Annotated in this window: 1 protein-coding gene; it reads left to right on the plus strand. The window is 57.0% G+C overall.

Annotated features, from left to right (window positions below):
* The first annotated feature begins 87 nt into the window (after positions 1-87).
* On the plus strand, positions 88-1,275 hold the full coding sequence (locus tag PMI17_RS19545; protein WP_007891849.1) for an IS4 family transposase: 1,188 nt from the start codon (positions 88-90) through the stop codon (positions 1,273-1,275).
* Positions 1,276-1,298: the final 23 nt, after the last annotated feature.

Genomic DNA, 1,298 nt, shown 5'->3' on the forward strand with positions numbered 1-1,298 from the left:
TAGGGCTGATGAATCCCCACAAAAACGAAGCAGGCACAGTGGAAAAATGATCTAATTATTGCGCCAACAAAAAATAAGATCGCCACTATGCCTGCTTCCGCATTTTGCCATAAATTTTTACGGGAATCTTTAGCCAGCACCCATCAGTATCGTCGTAACGCCCTCACTGATATGACGATTTCCCTGACCCGCGGTGCTTCCCTCAATCTGACCAGCATCGGTCGCTCTCTTGCGGGCCATGCCCGCGTTAAGCACAAAATCAAACGCGTTGACCGCCTTATGGGCAATGCCGCCCTCCACCGGGAGGTGCCCGCGCTGTCACGCGACATTATCTGCTGGCTTATCCGGGACATGAAGGAGTGCGTCATTGCCGTGGACTGGAGCGCCTGGCCAACTCAGTCCTTCAGCCTTTTGCGTGCCAGCCTGCTGGCGGACGGGCGTGCCATCCCGCTGCTGAGCCTCATCGCAGAAGGCGATAAGCTGGGAAACCCCGATCTTCAGAACCGCTTTCTGGACGAGCTGGCCGGGTGCATGGGAGACAGGAAAGTGACCATCATCACCGATGCCGGGTTCCGCCGCGAGTGGTTTAACCGCGTTCAGTCGCACGGATGGCACTTCATCGGCCGGCTCAGGGGGAACGGCGTTCTGAAGCTGGCCGGAACGGAAGAGTGGGTAACGCCGGGCCAGCTAAAAGCTGGCACAACGCCGCGCTGTGCCGGTGCGGCCCGGCTGACGCGATATAAAAAATCACCGGCTTACGGCTACGTGCACGTACATAAGAGAGCCGCCAGAAATCGTCACGGAAAGAAAAGCCGGGGTCGTTTTTTTTACACGCGCGAAGAGGCAAACCAGAGTCGCCTGGCCCGTGAGCCGTGGGTGCTGTTTACCAGCGATGCGGAGCTGAAGCCACGGACGGTAATGAAGCTTTACAGCCGGAGAATGCAGATAGAGCAGAACTTCCGGGATGAAAAAAGCGAGCGTTACGGTATGGGGCTGAGAAGCAGCTACAGCCGGAGCGTGGAGAGGATGTCAGTGCTGAATCTGCTGTCGACGCTGTGCAGCATCGTGCTTTGGCTGATGGGCTATGCGCTTGAAAGGCAGGGGCAGCACCGGTTCTATCAGGCAAACACGGTGCAAAACCGGCGGGTGCTGTCGTATCTGACGCTGGCGAAGAACGCGATAAGGCAGGAGCCGGACAGCGTGAGAGAACTGGATATTGAAGAGGCGCGGGCCGGGCTGGCCGGGAATTACAGGAATATCGTGTATGTGTATTAACAATATTCCTGGGGATCCCTCAG

Origin of the sequence: Pantoea sp. GM01, from assembly GCF_000282675.1 — a bacterium.
In the GTDB taxonomy this organism is placed as follows: domain Bacteria; phylum Pseudomonadota; class Gammaproteobacteria; order Enterobacterales; family Enterobacteriaceae; genus Pantoea; species Pantoea nemavictus.

What these genes read in the sequence shown, in the direction of transcription:
- PMI17_RS19545 (WP_007891849.1), top strand. Translation starts at nt 88, where the DNA reads ATGCCTGCTTCCGCATTTTGCCATAAATTTTTACGGGAATCTTTAGCC.